Raw genomic sequence first — 14378 nt, 5'->3', positions numbered from 1 at the left:
TGCTGTCGCTCCTCAAGAACGTGGGGGAGGTTCCATGAGCACTGCTCGACTGCTGCGCGCGTGTCGTGCGGTCTAGACCAAGTCCTAGATTATTGACGCGACGTGAACATGTCCAGACCAATGAGCGTCGGATTCCGAATCGCCGTCCCGACGGTGTCCCGAGCCCCTCAGGCCCCGTCCCCACCGCCTCGGCCGGTGTAGAAAGCCACCGTCAGATCCTTGACCAGCGCCTTCCGTTCGTAGTCGTCGAGCTCCACGATGCCCCGTGAGGTCAGCCGGTTGACCGTGTCGTCGACCGCGTCCACGACCGAGGTCAGCACACTGTCGCGGTGCTTCGCGTCGATCGCGGCCACCCGGCGCCGCTGCATCGCCGCCGCGACCTCGGGGGCGTACTCGATCCCGGTCGGCTGCGCGGAGTAGACCTCGATGCCCACGGGCTCGCAGTCCGCCTTCAGCATCCGGGTCAGCGCGTCGCCCACCGCCTCCGCGTCGCGCAGGGTCGGGGCGTCCTCCTGGAACGCGTCGGCCGGCAGCTGCGAGAGGACCCGGGCCATGGCGGCCTCGACCTGCTCGCGCAGATACACCTCGTGGTCCGCGACCCCGAGGGCGGCCCGCACGGTGTCCTTGATCCGCCAGACGACCAGGACGACGACGCGCAGCGCCGTACCGTTCGCGTCCACGGCGCGCAGCGACTCGCTGCGCCAGTGCCGCAGCCGTACGTCGACGCGGCGGCGCAGCAGCAGCGGGGAGACCCAGAGCAGGCCGGTGCGCCGGACGCTCCCCCGGTAGTCGCCGAAGAGGGTCAGTACCCAGGCGTACCCGACGCGACCGCGGCCGAGACCGCCGAGCGCGAAGAGCACGACGGTCACCAGGAGGGCGAGCACCGCCCAGGCTCCGATGCCGATCCCGTGGTACGGACGGGAGCCGAGGCCGAGCCGGGCGAGCGCGGCGGCGGGCAGCGCTCCCACCCACCACAGGGTGGCAAGGCCCGCGGCGAGCCCGGCGGCCCCGGTGAGCAGCGCGGCCCAGCCGGGCAGCACCGGACCGGGGCGCTCGGCGAGCCGGGGGTCGCCGAGCGGGGAGGGCCGGGTCGGCGCCTGCACCTGGGCCCGCGCCTGCACCTGGGCCCGCGCGTGCGCCGGGGCCCGCGGTGCACGCGGCTCGGGCGGACGCCGCACACCGGGGGTCCGCTCCGGGCGGGACGGGCGCCCGGCCACTGCCACCGGGAGCGTGGCGGCGTCGGCGTGCTCCCGGTCGTCGCGGAAGAGCAGGTGTACGGGGATGGAGGCGGTGGTCTCGTTGGCGATGACCGAGTGCCGTCTGCCGGTCTCCCGGCGGGAGTCGCCGCCGGGGGCGGCGGGCAGGGGCACGGGAGTGATCCCGGTGTCCGACTCCCCGCCGCCGAGGCCGAACGGTCCGTCAGCACCCCGTACCGGTACGGAGACCGTGGCCGACACGGCCCCGAGGCCGGACGCGACGGCCTTTCCGGGCGCCACGCTCTTCCCGAGCGCCATGGCTTCCCCGGGCGCCATCGCCGCCCCGGGCACGACGGTGCCTCCGTGGACGACGGCACCTCCGGCGGCGACGGACGCTCCGGGGGCGAGGTTCAGCACGAGGTCCAGGCCCGGGTCGGAGCCGTCGTCGCGGTCGGAGCCGTCGGAGCGGGTGGCGCGGGTGGCGTCGCGGTCGGAGCCGTCAGAGCCGTCAGAGCCGTCGGCGCGGGCGGGGGCCGTGGGGGACGCCTGCCCCTCGGCGGGCCATGGGGCCGCCGCCCCCCAGGAGGCCGTCCCCGGACGCGGCGCGGACCGGGGCGGCCCGGACCGTTCCGGCTGCCCGGAGGGGCGGGCTGGCCGCGGGTGGTTCTCGTCTGCGTTCACCGGTTCCCGTTCCTTTCCGTTCTCCGGGGGCCCGGAGCTGTCCGACACCGTGGGTCGCATTCCCGCCTCCGTCATGTCCGTTCCGTCATGTCCGATCCGTCACGCGGAGGGATCCGTCACGCGAAGAGCCGGCGCCAGGTCTCCGGCCCGGGGTATCCGTCGGCCGCGCCGCCGCGCCAGCCCTGGGCCCGCTGGAACGCCTCGACGTTGCGGCGGTCCGCCTCGCCCCAGCGCGATCCCGGTCCCGACACGTAGTGCTTGCCGTAGCCCTTCTTCACCAACTGTTTGCCGAGCCGGTCGACATGGCTGCTGGACTGACCCGGCTTGAAATAGCCGCGCCCGGGAAACGGGGCGGCCGTATTCGCGCTGCCGCCCGCGCCCGCGGCGGGGATGTCGCGCCCGGTGCCGTTCACCAGGAGGCGCCAGGTGTGTGCGCCGGGGAGGCCGTCCGCCTCCTTGCCCTTCCAGCCCTGGGCCTTCTGGAACGCCTGGGTCGCCCGCTTGTCCGCGTCGCCCCAGCCGGGCCCCGGACCCGCCTTGTAGAAGCGCTTCCCACCCCGCCCGACCAGCATCTTCCCGAGCTGGGTGACGTACTTGTTGCTGGCGCCGGGGCCGAATTTCCCGGCGCCGGGGAAGCTCGTGGACGATCCGCTGCCGCTCGTCCCACCGGTGATCCCCTTGTACCGGTAGGCCACGTACTTGGATGAGTTGTTCCAGTACGCCATGGGGGTCGACTGCTTGCGCGTGCTCGGGCGCGCCTGCTCGTAGGCGATGTAGTGGCTGTGGGTGTGGTCGGTCCAGCCACCGAAGATCGTGACGTGGGAGCCCTTGCTCGGGTCGGCCGGGTTGTGGAAGAGCAGCATGTCGCCGGGCTGGAGCTCCGAGCGGGAGATCCGTGTCCCGTAGGCCGCGAGACTGCCGGTCCATTCGTTGCCGCCGAGGTTCCAGGCCATCGACACGAAGCCGGAGCAGTCCTGGCGGTACCCGTCCGACCAGTACTTCCCCATGCTGTACGGGACCTTCGCGGACACCCACTTCTTGGCCCGGTTGATGATGTCGGCCCGGGTGGTCTTGCGCAGGCCCGACGTCGAGGACGGTGGACCGGATGCCCCGGAACCGTTCAGTGGTCCCGTCTCGCCCTGCGGGGTGGCCGGTTCGGGATCGGCCTTCTCGTCCGTCCGGGCGGCTCCGGCGGCGTGCTCGGCCGCGACCGCCGCCTCGACGGCCCCGCTGGACAGGCACACACCGGCGGCCGTGACCAGGACCAGCGCACGGCGCGCGCCGTGCGCGGCCGGGTGGCCGCCGTGCCGCACCGGCAGGGCCCTGGCGGCGGTGCGCCGCTGCAGGGCACACCCCGCACAGATGCAGTCGATGGTGGGTTCGTACTCCTCGAAGACCGGCACAGTCATGCGATTCCCCTCCGCACTCGTCAAGATCTTTGGGCGCATGTGCAACGGGCGTCAGTGTCTCAACTCTCCTGACATATCGCATTTTGACGGACCAATGAGAAAAAACGACCATCCGACAGGGCGTGGCGGCCGGGAAATGGTCCGGAGCACGCGTCGGGGTCGGGTAGAGTTCTCCAGGTCAGCAGGCGCCGTTAGCTCAGTTGGTTAGAGCAGCTGACTCTTAATCAGCGGGTCCGGGGTTCGAGTCCCTGACGGCGCACGCACAGTCGAAGCCCCCTCACCGAGCGTGAGGGGGCTTCGGCCGTTTCGGGCCACTCGCGACCGGCCGACCCGGGGCGCGGCGCGCGTCCGGCGCACACACACCCCCTTCACAGGATTCGAACCGTCACCGGGCAGTAACCGGACGGTCGCAGTGCGCTCATGAGCGCCTCCACACACCCCCTCCACAAGGACTACCCAAATCGCGCATATGAACGACAAACAGCTTGTTTCACCCTTGCGATCGTGCCCCAGGTCGGCCACCCTGTCTGGGTGCCGTCGGCTTCGGGGGGAGCCGCGAGAGGGGTATCCGCAGCGCTTCAAGGGAGCTGCCGTTCCATGCAGTTGGGACAGCAGAGCGTGACATTCCGGTTGCGTGCGCCGCGGGGTGGGGGTCCCGCTCGGGTACGGATGCCGAGAGGGCATCATGCAACCGGAAGGCCGCGTTTCCATGTCCATGGAGAAACGGCGGCCCACCAGATGTGTGTGCGCGGTGAACAGGGGGCGCCCGCCGTGCACCAAGTGACCGACCAATCACGCACCAGCATGCGTGCGGGGGGAATGACCCATGACGTCGACGCCGCCGGGCGACCGACAGGACAACGACCCTTCCCGGACCACGCAGCTACGGATACCGCCGCAGCTGCGGGCCGGGGGGCAGCGGCGACGCGCGAAGAAGCCGCTGCCGCGTTACGACTACGAGCACTACAGCCGGCTCGCCGGGCCACTGACCCAGCCCGATCCGGCCAAGCCGTACACCGTGCGGTACCGATCACTGCTCTCCCAGGAGCCGCACCGTTTCCGGGCGGCCCTGCTGCTGGGCGCGGCTCCGCTCGTCTCGCTCGGCCTCTTCGCCTGGCTGATGCAGCCGGGGCACTGGACCGACCGCGACCCGAACCTCAAGAACGACACCCTGCTGGTCCTCGACATCGTCATGCTGGTCTCGATCGGTCTGATCGAGCTCTTCCGCACGCTGAACGTCCTGTCGAACGCGCACGCCACGCTCGTCGCCCGGGACCCGGTCCCGGTCGTGCCCGAGTCCGGCACCAGGGTCGCCTTCCTCACCTCCTTCGTGCCGGGCAAGGAGCCCCTGGAGATGGTGACGAAGACCCTGGAGGCGGCGGTGCGCATCCGGCACCGCGGGCTGATGCACGTCTGGCTGCTGGACGAGGGCGACGACCCCGCGGTCAAGGAGGTCTGCGCCCGGCTCGGTGTGCACCACTTCTCCCGCAAGGGCGTCGCGCACTGGAACCAGGCCAAGGGACCGCACCGCGCCAAGACCAAGCACGGCAACTACAACGCCTGGCTCGACGCGCACGGCGGCGACTACGACTTCTTCGCCTCCGTCGACACCGACCACGTACCGCTGCCCAACTACCTGGAGCGGATGCTCGGCTACTTCCGCGACCCGGACATCGGCTTCGTCATCGGCCCGCAGGTGTACGGGAACTACGACACGTTCGTCACGAAGGCGGCCGAGTCCCAGCAGTTCCTCTTCCACGCCCTGATCCAGCGCGCGGGCAACCGCTACGGCGCCCCGATGTTCGTCGGCACGAGCAACGCCGTACGGATCACCGCCCTCAAGCAGATCGGCGGCCTGTACGACTCGATCACCGAGGACATGGCCACCGGCTTCGAGATCCACCGCCACCGCAACCCGGTCACCGGCCGCAAGTGGCGCTCGGTCTACACCCCGGACGTGCTGGCCGTCGGCGAGGGCCCGACCGCGTGGACGGACTTCTTCACCCAGCAGCTGCGCTGGTCGCGCGGGACGTACGAGACGATCCTCAAGCAGTTCTGGAGAGGCTTCGGCACCATGCCCGCGGGCAAGCTCTTCAACTACACGATGATGATCATCTTCTATCCGATGTCGGCCATGAACTGGATTCTCGCGGCGCTGAGTTGCGCGCTGTTCCTGGGCATGGGCGCCTCCGGTGTGCAGATCGACCCGACGATCTGGATGATGCTGTACGGCAACGCGTCCGCGCTCCAGATCGGGCTGTACATCTGGAACCGCCGCCACAACGTCTCGCCGCACGAGCCCGAGGGCTCCGGCGGACTGGCCGGCATGGTGATGTCCGCGCTCTCCGCCCCGATCTACGCCCGCTCCCTGATGGACGCGGTACTGCGCCGCAAGAGCTCGTTCGTGGTGACGCCCAAGGGTGACTCGTCCAGCCCGGACACCCTCTTCGGCACCTTCCGTATCCACCTGTTCTTCATCCTGGTCTTCGCCGGGTCCATCACCGCCTCGTTCTTCCTCGGCCACAGCCATCCCGCGATGCTGACCTGGGCGTCCCTGGCGCTGCTGATCACCGCGGCCCCGATCTTCGGCTGGCGGTACACGGTCCGCGCCGAGAAGAAGAAGCGCCGCAGCGGATCCCACCGCGGCGGCGGGCCGACGGCCCCGCGGCCGGAGCCGGCCGTTCCGGCGCAGACCGGTTTCCCCGGCAACGACCAGACCATGCAGATCGCCCTTGGGGGACGTAAGAAATGAAGTACCGTCCGAGCCGCCGTACGCGCCGCATGGCGATCAGTACGGCGGTGGTTCTCGCGCTCGCGGGAGCGAACGGGCCGTGGCTGTACCGCTTCAGCACCGAGCGCTACCACGAGTACGCGATCAACAAGCCGGAGTACAAGGCGGCCAACGGTCACTGGGACTTCCTGGACATCCCGTCCGAGTTCCGGATCAACACGATCCACGCGGCCCTGCTGCACACCGGCAAGGTGCTGCTCGTCGCGGGCTCCGGGAACAACCAGAAGAACTTCGACGCGAAGAGCTTCCGCTCGGTGCTGTGGGACCCGAAGACCAACGCCTTCAAGAACATACCCACGCCCAAGGACATGTTCTGTTCCGGTCACACCCAACTGCCGGACGGAAAGCTCCTCATAGCCGGCGGCACCAAGCGGTACGAGAAGCTCAAGGGCGACGTCACCAAGGCCGGCGGCCTGATGATCGTCCACAACGAGGACCCGGACAAGCCGGTCACCCTGCCCGCGGGCACCCGGTTCACCGGCAAGGACAACGGCAAGACGTTCGTCTCCAAGGACCCGGTGCTGATCGAGAAGGCCACCAAGGTCTTCGACAAGAACACCGGCGCCTTCCTGCGCAACGACCCCGGCCTCGGCCGGATCTACGTCGAGGCCCAGAAGTCCGGGACGAAGTACGAGACGGGCACCGAGGACAACTACCGGATCGCGGGCCTGTCCGGCTCCGACACCCGCAACCTCTACGGGATCGCCCAGAAACTCGCCCTGGACAAGAAGGACTTCCAGGGCATCAGGGAAGCCTTCGAGTTCGACCCGGTCGCGGAGAAGTACATCACCGTCGACCCGATGAACGAGGCCCGCTGGTACCCGACACTGACCACGCTCAAGGACGGCAAGGTCCTCGCCCTCTCCGGTCTGGACGAGATCGGGCAGATCGTGCCCGGCAAGGACGAGGTCTACGACCCGGAGACGAAGACGTGGGAGTACACCGGCATCGTCCGGAAGTTCCCCACCTACCCCGCGGTCTTCCTCCTCAACGACGGCAAGCTCTTCTACTCCGGCTCCAACGCCGGATACGGTCCGGCGGACGTCGGCCGCGCTCCCGGCGTCTGGGACCTGGCGACCAACAAGTTCGCGAAGATCCCCGGGCTCAGCGACCCGGACAAGCTGGAGACCTCGGCGACCGTACGGCTTCCCCCGGCCCAGGACGAGAAGTTCATGGTGATCGGCGGCGGCGGGGTGGGCGAGTCCGAGAAGTCCAGCGAGAAGTCCCGGCTGGTCGACCTCGGGCAGAAGAAACCGGAGTTCACCGACGGCGCGTCACTGGCCGAGGGCACCCGCTACCCCAGCGCCTCCCTGCTGCCCGACGACTCCCTGCTGGTCACCGGCGGCTCCAACGACTATCGCGGGCGCGGCGGTTCGGATGTGCTCCAGGCCCGGCTGTACGACGCGAAGTCCGACTCGTACGAGCGGGTCGCGGACCCGGCGGTGGGGCGCAACTACCACTCCGGCTCGGTGCTGCTGCCGGACGGCCGGGTCATGATCTTCGGCTCGGACTCGCTCTACTCGGACAAGGCCAACACCCGTCCCGGCACGTTCGAGCAGCGCATCGAGATCTACACCCCGCCCTACCTGTACCGCGACTCGCGGCCGGAGCTGACGGCGGGGCCTGCGAGCATCGAGCGCGGCGGCAAGGGGCTGTTCACCACCCGGAACGCCTCCTCGATCACCTCGGCGAAGCTGATGAGGCCCAGCGCGGTCACCCATGTCACGGACACGGATCAGCGGTCGGTGGCGCTGGACCTGGAGAAGTCGGCGGACGGGATCACGGTGAAGGTGCCGAAGAACCGGGCGCTCGTGCCGTCGGGCTGGTACATGCTGTTCGTCACCGACGACAAGGGCACCCCGTCCGAGGGGACGTGGGTGGAGGTACCGAACTGAGCCCCCGAGTTGCGGGCCTGGATTACGGGCTTGAGTTACGGGCCTTGGTTACGGGCTTGAGTTACGGGCCAGGCCCAAGGCGTACTCCGGCCACCAGGCCCCCGCCTTCGGGCCCCCCTTGCAGTCGCCGTCCGACTCCCCCGGCCGCTTGATCCAGAGGTAGGCGTCGACCAGGTCGTCGCCGGTCCGTGTGGTCGGGGGCTCGCCCAGCGCGCGGCCCGGCGGGTTGCACCAGCTCTCCGCGGGGTCGCCGCCGCCGTAGGGGCCGTTGCCGTTGCGGCTGGTGTCGATGACGAACGGCTTGTTGCCGACCTTCGCCGAGAGCCGCTTGCCGAAGTCGGTGCTGGCGGCAGTCGTCTGGTAGTTGGAGACGTTGACCGCGAAGCCGTCGGCTTCCGCGACGCCCGCGCGCTGGAGCGGCTGGAACAGCGCGTCGGGGGACTGCCAGCCCGCGTTGCCCGCGTCCACGTAGACCGTGGTGCCGGGCTGCCGCTTCAGCCGCTGGACCGCCCCCTTCAGCAGGTCGTACCGCTCCTCGTGGAACTGCTGGGGCGTGCAGCCGTCGACCAGGTGCAGCAGGGCGTCGGGCTCCAGGATCACCGTGGCCCGGCGGTCGCCGATGCCCTTGGCGACGCTGTCCAGCCAGGCGCGGTACGCGTTGCCGTCGGCGGCGCCGCCCTTGGAGAACTGGCCGCAGTCGCGGTGCGGGATGTTGTAGAGGACCAGCAGGGCGTCCCGGTCGGCCTTCGTGGCCGCCTCGGTGAAGCCCTTCGCCTCGCCCTCGGGATTGTCCGTACCGATCCACTCGCCGACCGGCTGCCGCGCGATCCTCTTGATCAGCCCGGCCTTCTCGCTGTCGCCGTCCTCGGTGTAGTCGGCCACCTGCCGGGCCGCGTTCCCGTCGGGGTTGACCCAGAACGGGTCCTTGTCCTTGGGCTGCTGCTCGACGGCCGCCGGGCCGCCCTTGTCGCCGTCGTCGGACGTCGAGCATCCCGCCAGCAGCAGGACGGCGCCGACCGCGGCGGCCGTACCGGTCCGCAGGCCCGTTCGCGCGCGAGCGCCCGTCCCGGACCGGCCGGTGTAACTGCCGTACATCCACTCCCCCTTGGGCGCACTGCCTGCACTGTTCTCACTGCCCGCACCGATGTACTGCCGGTCCGATCCATCCTGACACAGCGGTCCGGGCCCTCACGAGGCCGCCTGCCGGACGCGGTCGCCCGCTCCGGCCCTCGCCCCGGCCCCTTCCCCGGCCTTCACCCCGGCCCCTTCCCCGGCCTTCGCGACGGCCTTCGCCCCGGCCTTCTCACCGGTCAGGTAGGCGGAGACCACCACGTTCGCCGTGTACGAGCGCGTCCGGTGGTCGTACGTGCCCCCGCAGGTGATCAGCCGGAGCTCCGCCCGGCCGTTCTCGCGCGGTCCGTACGCCTTCTGCGCGTCGAAGCGTTCCCGGGTGAAGACCTGGACGTCGTCGATGGTGAACTCGGCGATCGTGCCGTCGGTCCTGGTCACCCGGACCTTCTCCCCCGGGCGGGCGGCGCTGAGCCCGTAGAAGACGGCCGGCTTCGTCTCGGTGTCGACATGGCCGACGAAGAGCGCGGCACCCTTGGTGCCGGGCTCGGTGCCGCTGCCGTACCAGCCGACGGTCTGCGGCATCTCGAACGGGGGCGGGTCGATCGCCCCCGCCTTGTCCAGGCCGCGCGGGACGACGGGTGCGTCGATCCCCACGGACGGGATCTCCACGCTCCGCGGCGGCGCCCCGTCGAGCGGGTCGTGCGCCGGGGGCAGCGGGACGCCCAGGGGGCGCCCGACAGCGGCGACATCGCCGGTCGTCGGGGCCGAGTTGCCGCCGGGTCCGTCCCCGGCCTCGCGGCCCCAGAGCCAGAGGCCGAGCAGCAGGACGGCCCAGGCCACTCCGGTGAGCAACCGCCCGGTGCCTGCCGGGCGGTCCGAGGCGGACACCTCAGTCCGCGGCCGGGCGGCGGCGGCGCACGCTGCGGAAGGCGACGGCGACGGCCGCGACGGCGGCGAGCACCAGCCCGGTCACCGCGTGCCGGGTGCCCGGTCCGTCCGACTGGGCGGCCTGGTCGGCGAGGGTCGCGGTGCCACCGCCACCGGCCCTGACGGGCGCGACGGGCGAGGGGCGGCTGTGGTGCATGACGGTGAGGCTTCCGGTGGCCTTGCCCTTGCCGTCCTTGCAGGTCACCCAGACGTCGTACGAGCGGGGCTCGGCGTCGGAGCGGATCCGGGCCTCGGCGAGGATGCCCTTCCCGTCGGCGGGGGTGAAGCGGGCCTCCGAGACGAAGGCGTCGGAGTTGCCCTTGGCCGACCTGCCCTTGCCGCAGACGTCGGTCCAGAGTTCCACCTCCCCGCCCGGGGCGATCGTGGACGGGGTCACCGAGACCGAACCTCGGTCGTCGTTACCGGCCGGGGCGGCCGGGATGGCGTGGGCGGCCAGAGCGACGGGCGCGGGCAGGGCTATCGCCGCGACCGCCGCTGCGGCACAGAACGTGAGGGGCAGTGAACGCATCGTGAACCTCCTTCTGGAAGGTTCACGCGTGCGGCCGCTTTCCGCATCCGCACGCGCCCGGTCGGGCGACGGCGGACCGGTGTCAGCGCAGGTCGACGAGGTCGACCAGATCGGCGATGGAGTCGACGACGGTGGACGGCCGGAAGGGGTAGCGGTCGATGTCGGTGAGGGAGGTGAGGCCGGTGAGGACCAGGAAGGTCTGCATGCCCGCCTCCAGACCCGCCAGGACATCGGTGTCCATCCGGTCGCCGATCATGGCGCTGGTCTCGGAGTGGGCGCCGATGGCGTTCAGGCCGGTCCGCATCATCAGCGGGTTGGGCTTGCCCGCGAAGTACGGGTCCTTGCCGGTGGCCTTGGTGATGAGGGCGGCGACGGAGCCGGTGGCGGGCAGCGGGCCCTCGGCGGACGGGCCGGTCTCGTCCGGGTTGGTGCAGATGAAGCGGGCGCCCCCGTTGATCAGCCGGATCGCCTTGGTCAGCGCCTCGAAGCTGTACGTACGGGTCTCGCCGAGCACCACGTAGTCCGGGTCGTGGTCGGTGAGGACGTATCCGATGTCGTGCAGCGCCGTGGTGAGCCCCGCCTCGCCGATGACGTACGCGGTACCGCCGGGGCGCTGGTCGTCGAGGAACTGGGCGGTGGCCAGGGCGGAGGTCCAGATGTTCTGCACCGGTACGTCCAGGCCCATGCGCTTCAGCCGGGCGTGCAGGTCGCGCGCGGTGTAGATGGAGTTGTTGGTGAGGACGAGGAAGGGCAGCCCGGAATCCCGCAGCCGCTTGATGAAGGCGTCCGCACCGGGGATCGGCGTGCCCTCGTGGATGAGGACCCCGTCCATGTCGGTGAGCCAGGATTCGATCGGCTTGCGCTCTGCCATGTGACGGGACTCCTGCCGTACGTACGCTGTGCACACGAGGTGCCGGGACGCCGGCGGCACCGCGTTGTGCAGCGCCGACGTACCCGATTTTAGAGGGGTACCGGTCCGCGGTCCGCCCGGCGGGCGCGGCCGGGGGCGCGGACCGCCGTACGGTCGGCGGGAGCGCTCAACTCCCCGCCCGCGGGCAGGGAGTTGAGTGAGGGTCCAGACCCGTTACCTTTTCGTGACAATCCACTGCCGGTCCGCGCCGCTCCAGTGGGCCGTCGGACTGTGCCCGGTGTCGCGGGACGGCGGTCAGCTGCCCGTGGCCGACTTCCAGGCGTCCACGTAGCCGTCCAGCTTGGCGCCGATGTCCGACCAGTCCGGCTCGAAGATCTCCACGCCCTCCATGAGCTTGGTCAGCTCGATGGCGTTGGCGTCGGTCGCCTCGATGTCCTTGCGGGCGGCGAATCCGCCGCCGACCGCGCTGACGTCCTTCTGGGCCTGCTCGGAGAGCATGAAGTCGAGCAGCTTCTTGCCGTTGGCGCTGTGCGGGGCCTTGTCGACCAGACCCGCCGCGTACGGGAGGGCGAAGCTGGTGGGCTTGCCGTCGCCCTTCGCCGGGAACCAGATGCCGAGGTTGGGCATGTCCTTGGACTGGGCGAAGTTCATCTGGACGTCGCCGTTGGCGGCGAGGAGTTCGCCCTTGTCCACCTTGGGGGCGAGTTTGCCGGTGGAGGCGGACGGGCCGACGTTGTTGGACTGGAGCTTCTTCAGGTACGCCATCGCCGGCTCCTGGCCGCCGAAGTCGTGCATCGCCTTGATGAGGACGGCCGTGCCGTCACCCGCGACGCCCGGGGTGGAGTACTGGACCTTCTCCTTGAACTTTCCGTCCAGCAGCTCCTCCCAGCTCTTCGGCGGGGTCTTCAGCTCCTTCTTGTTGTAGATGAAGCCGAAGTAGTTGTTGACGACGGAGGTCCACTTGTTGTCGGCCGCCTTGTCGGCGCCGCCGACCTGGTCGGCGCCGGCCGGCGCGTACGCCGTCAGCAGCCCCTTGGAGTCGGCCTGCTGGATGAAGGGCGGCAGCGTGACGAGCACATCGGCCTGGGTGTTGGACTTCTCGCGGACGGCGCGCTGCACCATCTCGCCGGAGCCGCCCTCCACGTACTTGACCTTGATGCCGGTCTTCTTCTCGAAGTCCTTGAAGACCTTGTCGTACCAGCCGTCGCCGTTCTCGCCCTTGAGGCCGTCGGCGCTGTAGACGGTGACGACCTTCTCGTCGGAGGCGGACGAGGAGCCGCCGCAGGCGGAGAGGGTGACGGCGAGGGCGAGCGCGCCGGATACGGCGGCGATCGGCTTGAGGTGGCGCTTGCGCATGGGTGTGGTTCTCCTGGGAAAAGTCGTTGCGTACGAGGAGGGCCGCGGATCAGCGGTACGAGGCCCTGGTGCGGATGCGGGAGACGCCGAGCAGTACGAGCAGCGTCGTCCCCATCAGGACCACGGCGACCGCCGCACCGGTGAAGAGCGAGCCACGGTCGGTGGCCGCGAAGATCTGCACCGGCAGCGGTGTCCAGTCGGGCGGGTAGAGCATCATCGTGGCGCTCAGCTCGCCCATGGACAGGGCGAAGCAGAGCCCCGCAGCCGCCGTCAGGGACGGCAGCAGGAGCGGCAGCCTGATCCGCCACAGGACGTACGAGGGGCGGGCGCCGAGACTGGCCGCCGCCTGCTCGTACATCGGGTCAAGACGCACTATGGCGGCCGAAACCGACTGATAGGCAAACGCAGTGACAAGAACGGTGTGCGCGAGGATCACGATCCAGCGCGTTCCGTTGAGCAGGACCGGCGGCCGGCTGAACGCGACGAGCACCGCGAGGCCCACGACGACGGACGGCACGGCGACCGGCAGCATGAACAGTGCGTCCAGGAACCGCTTCCCCCGCTTGCGCAGCGAGGCGGCGGCCAGCGCGGCCCAGCTGCCGATGAGCAGGGCGAGGAGGCTGGCGGTGAGGGCGGTGACCAGGCTGGTGGTGAGCGCCTGGAGGGAGTCGCCGCTGGTGGCGGCGGCATAGTGCTTGGCGGTGGGCCCGGAGGGGAAGGCGCCGGACCAGTTCGTGGTGAACGACGCGGCGACGATGACCAGCAGCGGCACCGCGAAGAGCGGGACGAAGAGCAGGAAGAAGACGGCCCAGGTGGCCCACTTCCCGGTTCGGCTATGCACCAACACGGCGGCTCACCATCCGATACAGGCTGTAGAGGCCGACGGAGATCGCGATGTTGACGACGGCGACGACACAGGCGGCCGGGTAGTCGGACTCCAGGATCGCCTTGCCGTAGACGAGCATCGGCAGCGTCGTGACGCCCTTCGCCCCGGTGAACAGCACGATCCCGAATTCGTTGAGGCACATCACCAGGACGAGGCTGCCGCCCGCGGCGAGCGCCGGGAGCGCCTCGGGGAGGATCACCTGCCGCACGATCCGGGCCGGTCCGGCGCCGAGCGAGGAGGCGACCTCCAGCTGGGCGGTGTCCATCTGCGAGAACGCGGCGAGCAGGGGCCGCATCACGAAGGGCGTGAAGAAGGTGATCTCGGCGAGCAGGACGCCCCAGGGCGTGGTGAGGAAGTGGAAGGGGCCGTCCGCGGTGCCGGTGACATCCGTCCAGATGCCGTTGGCCATGCCGACGCTGCCGTAGATGAACAGCAGGGCGAGCGTGATCAGGAACGACGGGAAGGAGAGGAACACGTCGATGAACTTGGCGACCGCCTTGCCGCCGGGAAACGGCACGAAGGCGATGACCAGCGCGAGCACGAAACCGAGGACGAGGCATCCGACGGTCGAGCCGACCGCGAGCCACACCGTGGTGGTGAGCGCGTCGCGGAAGGACCGGGAGGCGAATACGTCGGCGTACGGGGTGAGGGAGGTACCGCCCTCGTCGGGGGAGAAGGACTGCTGGACCACGAGGGCCAGCGGGTAGAGGAAGACGAGCGCGAGGACGATGACGGGCGGCAGCGCCCACAGCATGCCCGTCCGGCG

11 protein-coding genes and 1 tRNA gene are annotated in these 14378 nt (G+C 70.2%); 3 read left to right on the top strand and 9 right to left on the bottom strand.

The window, feature by feature from the left end:
- Positions 1–167: 167 nt before the first annotated feature.
- Both OG413_RS17165 and OG413_RS17160 read right to left on the bottom strand, forming a co-directional pair.
- Positions 168–1937, bottom strand: coding sequence for an SPFH domain-containing protein (locus tag OG413_RS17165; protein WP_266806533.1), 1770 nt, complete (start codon positions 1935–1937; stop codon positions 168–170).
- A 56-nt stretch (positions 1938–1993) separates the two neighbouring features.
- On the bottom strand, positions 1994–3286 hold the full coding sequence (locus OG413_RS17160) for a peptidoglycan-binding protein (RefSeq protein WP_266806531.1): 1293 nt from the start codon (positions 3284–3286) through the stop codon (positions 1994–1996).
- Positions 3287–3471: 185 nt separating this feature from the next.
- Here OG413_RS17160 and OG413_RS17155 point away from each other — a divergent pair.
- The 3 genes from OG413_RS17155 to OG413_RS17145 all read left to right on the top strand — a co-directional run bounded on the left by OG413_RS17155 (position 3472) and on the right by OG413_RS17145 (position 7972).
- Positions 3472–3545 (top strand) — tRNA-Lys (locus OG413_RS17155).
- 567 nt (positions 3546–4112) lie between these two features.
- Entirely contained in the window at positions 4113–6038 is a 1926-nt protein-coding gene (locus tag OG413_RS17150; RefSeq protein ID WP_266806529.1) for a glycosyltransferase family 2 protein, read from the top strand.
- Entirely contained in the window at positions 6035–7972 is a 1938-nt protein-coding gene (locus OG413_RS17145; RefSeq protein ID WP_266806527.1) for a galactose oxidase-like domain-containing protein, read from the top strand. Before OG413_RS17150 ends, OG413_RS17145 begins: the two co-directional genes overlap by 4 nt.
- Before the next feature lie 48 nt (positions 7973–8020).
- Here OG413_RS17145 and OG413_RS17140 read toward each other — a convergent pair whose 3' ends face one another.
- From OG413_RS17140 to OG413_RS17110, 7 genes are all read right to left on the bottom strand, one after another.
- Complete coding sequence (locus OG413_RS17140) at positions 8021–9067, bottom strand: glycoside hydrolase family 6 protein (RefSeq protein WP_266806526.1); 1047 nt, start codon at positions 9065–9067, stop codon at positions 8021–8023.
- A 93-nt stretch (positions 9068–9160) separates the two neighbouring features.
- Positions 9161–9931 carry a class F sortase gene (locus tag OG413_RS17135; RefSeq protein ID WP_266806524.1) on the bottom strand — a complete coding sequence of 257 codons (771 nt, stop codon included), beginning with the start codon at positions 9929–9931 and terminating at the stop codon, positions 9161–9163.
- A gap of 1 nt (position 9932) precedes the next feature.
- Positions 9933–10499: a hypothetical protein gene (locus OG413_RS17130; RefSeq protein ID WP_266806522.1), complete on the bottom strand. Its 567-nt coding sequence runs from the start codon at positions 10497–10499 to the stop codon at positions 9933–9935.
- Between the two features lie 82 nt (positions 10500–10581).
- The gene (locus tag OG413_RS17125; protein WP_266806520.1) at positions 10582–11370 is read right to left on the bottom strand and encodes an HAD-IIA family hydrolase; all 789 of its coding nucleotides are present in this window, start codon (positions 11368–11370) and stop codon (positions 10582–10584) included.
- A gap of 294 nt (positions 11371–11664) precedes the next feature.
- A complete protein-coding gene (locus tag OG413_RS17120) occupies positions 11665–12726 on the bottom strand; it encodes a 2-aminoethylphosphonate ABC transporter substrate-binding protein (RefSeq protein WP_266806518.1) in 1062 nt (353 codons plus the stop codon).
- Between the two features lie 49 nt (positions 12727–12775).
- Positions 12776–13573, bottom strand: a complete 798-nt coding sequence (locus OG413_RS17115; RefSeq protein WP_266806516.1) for an ABC transporter permease — start codon at positions 13571–13573, stop codon at positions 12776–12778.
- Positions 13560–14366, bottom strand: coding sequence for a 2-aminoethylphosphonate ABC transporter permease subunit (locus OG413_RS17110; protein WP_266810204.1), 807 nt, complete (start codon positions 14364–14366; stop codon positions 13560–13562). The genes OG413_RS17115 and OG413_RS17110 overlap by 14 nt, the downstream gene beginning before the upstream one ends.
- Positions 14367–14378: the final 12 nt, after the last annotated feature.

The sequence above is a fragment of the Streptomyces sp. NBC_01433 genome, from assembly GCF_026340105.1.
Lineage (GTDB): Bacteria > Actinomycetota > Actinomycetes > Streptomycetales > Streptomycetaceae > Streptomyces.
The sequence above is the reverse complement of the archived record's forward strand: the minus strand, read 5'-3'. Positions and strand labels throughout refer to the sequence as shown.

Coding starts and splice junctions, on each gene's coding strand:
- OG413_RS17165 (WP_266806533.1), bottom strand. CDS start 1,937: ATGCGACCCACGGTGTCGGACAGCTCCGGGCCCCCGGAGAACGGAAAG.
- OG413_RS17160 (WP_266806531.1), bottom strand. CDS start 3,286: ATGACTGTGCCGGTCTTCGAGGAGTACGAACCCACCATCGACTGCATC.
- OG413_RS17150 (WP_266806529.1), top strand. CDS start 4,113: ATGACGTCGACGCCGCCGGGCGACCGACAGGACAACGACCCTTCCCGG.
- OG413_RS17145 (WP_266806527.1), top strand. CDS start 6,035: ATGAAGTACCGTCCGAGCCGCCGTACGCGCCGCATGGCGATCAGTACG.
- OG413_RS17140 (WP_266806526.1), bottom strand. CDS start 9,067: ATGTACGGCAGTTACACCGGCCGGTCCGGGACGGGCGCTCGCGCGCGA.
- OG413_RS17130 (WP_266806522.1), bottom strand. CDS start 10,499: ATGCGTTCACTGCCCCTCACGTTCTGTGCCGCAGCGGCGGTCGCGGCG.
- OG413_RS17125 (WP_266806520.1), bottom strand. CDS start 11,370: ATGGCAGAGCGCAAGCCGATCGAATCCTGGCTCACCGACATGGACGGG.
- OG413_RS17120 (WP_266806518.1), bottom strand. CDS start 12,726: ATGCGCAAGCGCCACCTCAAGCCGATCGCCGCCGTATCCGGCGCGCTC.
- OG413_RS17110 (WP_266810204.1), bottom strand. CDS start 14,366: ATGCTGTGGGCGCTGCCGCCCGTCATCGTCCTCGCGCTCGTCTTCCTC.